This is a genomic window from Corallococcus praedator (assembly GCF_003612125.1).
In the GTDB taxonomy this organism is placed as follows: Bacteria; Myxococcota; Myxococcia; order Myxococcales; family Myxococcaceae; genus Corallococcus; species Corallococcus praedator.
Map to the genome: position 1 here is coordinate 1 of NZ_RAWI01000669.1, position 2,654 is coordinate 2,654.

1 protein-coding gene is annotated in these 2,654 nt (G+C 70.4%); it reads left to right on the plus strand.

The window, feature by feature from the left end; genetic code table 11:
* Positions 1-287 precede the first annotated feature (287 nt).
* A partial coding sequence (locus D7Y13_RS40615) for a condensation domain-containing protein (RefSeq protein WP_158626202.1) occupies positions 288-2,654 on the plus strand: 2,367 nt, incomplete at its 3' end.

The window sequence follows — 2,654 nt, forward strand, 5'->3', positions numbered from 1 at the left end:
TGCCTCCGGGGGCGGTGCCCAAGACGTCGAGCGGGAAGATTCAGCGCTTCGCGTGCCGTGCGGCGCTGGTGTCCGGGGAACTCGCGGTGCTGTGGCGCAGTGAGGCGGCGGGTGCGGAGCCGTTGGTGCGGACTCCGGTGCTTGTGTCTGAGGCGCCGAAGGTTGAGCAGACCGGTGCGGCGGAGACCACGGCTTCGGCTGGCGCGACGGGGAGTCAGCCCGGTGCGCTCGCAGGTTCCTCGGTTCCAGTTGGCGCGACGGCCAATCAGTCTGGTGCCTCCGCCCCTGTGGCCCAGGTCTCGGCCTCCCCTGCCCGCTCCGTGGAGGAACTGGAGCGCATTCTTCGCGAGGAGCTGACCGCGGTCCTTGGGGCGGAGGCAGGCCTGCAAGGATCGGACGTTCCGCTCACGCAGCTGGGCATGGACTCGCTCGCGGCCGCGGACCTCCAGGGACGCATCGAGAAGCGACTGGGGACGCGTGTCTCCGCCGCCACCCTGTTGCAGGACGTGACCCTCCAGGGGCTCGCGGCTTCGCTGGCCCAGGGCAGCACCGCGACGGGACTCGCGGCCCTGCCCCCGGTGCAACGGCGCCCAGCTCCGGCGGGGCTGACGCCGGCCTCGTTCTCCCAGCAGCGCCTGTGGTTCCTCCAGCAACTGGCGCCGGAGTCCACCGCCTACCACGTGCCCGTGTCGCTCTCGCTCCGGGGCCCCCTGGTCCCGGAGACCCTGTCGCGTTCGTTGAACGAACTGGTCCGTCGCCACGAAGCGCTGCGCACGACCTTCGTCGCGCGGGACGGCGTGCTGTTCCAACAGGTCCACGCGCCTTCGCCTGTCTCGTTGATGGTGGAGGAGGTCGTCAGCCAGGACTCCGTGTCACGCGAGGCCCTGCTGGATGCGTGGGCGGTGCGCGATGCCCAGCAGCCGATGGACATGTTCACCGGGCCGCTGCTGCGCTTCGTGCTGCTGCGCTTCGCGCCCGATGACCACGTGCTGCTTGTCTTCGTGCACCACCTCATCGCGGACGGCTGGTCCGTGGCGGTGCTCTCGCGCGAGCTGGCTGCGCTCTACGGGGCCTTCGGGGACCAGCGTCCCTCGCCCCTGCCCGAACCCGCACTCCAGTACGGCGACTTCGCGGCGTGGCAGCAGTCGTACCTGACGCCCCAGGCCCTGGCCCCGGAGCTGGCGTGGTGGAAGCAGACGCTCTCCGGCGCGCCTTCCCTGCTGTCCCTGGCCACCGACAAGCTCCGCCCCCAGCGGCTGTCCTCCCAGGGTGCCCGCAGGCTGCGCGTGCTGCCCGCGCCCTTGATGGCGAAGCTGAACGCGCTGGGCCGCCGTGAGGGCGCGACGCCCTTCATGATGCTGGTGTCCGCGCTGGCCACCGTGCTGCACCGGTGGAGTGGCCAGACGGACTTCATCCTCGGCTCCGCGACGTCCGGACGCGATGTGCCGGGCACCCGCTCCCTCGTGGGCGACTGCACCAACTTCCTTCCGCTGCGCCTGCGCCTGCCTTCCGACACCACCGTGTCGGGGCTCCTCTCCAGCGTGAAGCAGACGACGCTGGACGCACTGGCCCACGGGTACGTGCCGTATGACCACGTGCTCGCCGTCGCGCAGCCGGGCTCGCAGCGGCGCGAGCTGTACAACATCGCCTTCGTCCTGGACGACTACGCCATTCCGCGCGCCCAGCCGGTGGGCGGTGGACTGACACTGGACGTGGGGCTGCTGGACAACCGCACCACCGAACTCGACATGACCTTCGAGGCCGCCCCCGGCCCGGACGGACTCCTCCTCGGCTGCAAGTACGCCACGGACCTCTTCGAGCCGGAGACCATCGACCGGCTCCTCTCCCACGTGGAGAACGTCGTCGGCGGAATGGTGGCGGCCCCGGAGACGAAGCTCTCCGAGCTGCCCGTGATGACGGAGGCGGAGCGTCACCAGGTCCTCCACGGCTGGAACCCGCCTGTCGAACCGTTTGCCACCGGCACGCTGGTGGAACGTTTCGAAGCGCAGGTGGACCGCACGCCGGACGCCATCGCCGTCACCTTCGAGCTGCGCCAGTTGACGTACCGCGAATTGGACGCCCGGGCGAACCGGCTTGCCCATGTCCTCCAAGCGCGTGGGGTGGGCCCGGAAGTCCTCGTGGGCGTGTGCCTGGAGCGCGGCGTGGAGCTGGTCGTCGCACTGCTTGGCATCCTCAAGGCCGGGGGCGCGTACCTGCCGCTGGACTCCGCGCACCCGCGTGAGCACCTGGCCTTCCTGCTGGAAGACGCGCGCTCGCCGCTCGTCCTCACCCAGGCCTCGCTGGAGGACCGCGTGCCGTCCGTGGATGGCACCACCGTGCTCACGTTCGAAGCGGCGATGGCCTCCGAGGCTTCGTCCGAACGGCCCGCGCACACGTCCGCGGCCGCGATGGCCTCCGGAGCTTCGTCTGAACGGCCCGCGCACCGGAACGCTCCGGGCGACCTCGCGTACGTCATCTACACGTCGGGCTCCACCGGACGCCCCAAGGGCGTGATGGTGCAGCACGACCACGTCACGCGGCTCTTCAGCGCGACGGACGCGAAGTTCCACTTCGGGCCCAAGGACGTGTGGACGCTGTTCCACTCGTACGCGTTCGACTTCTCCGTCTGGGAGCTGTGGGGCGCATTGCTGTAC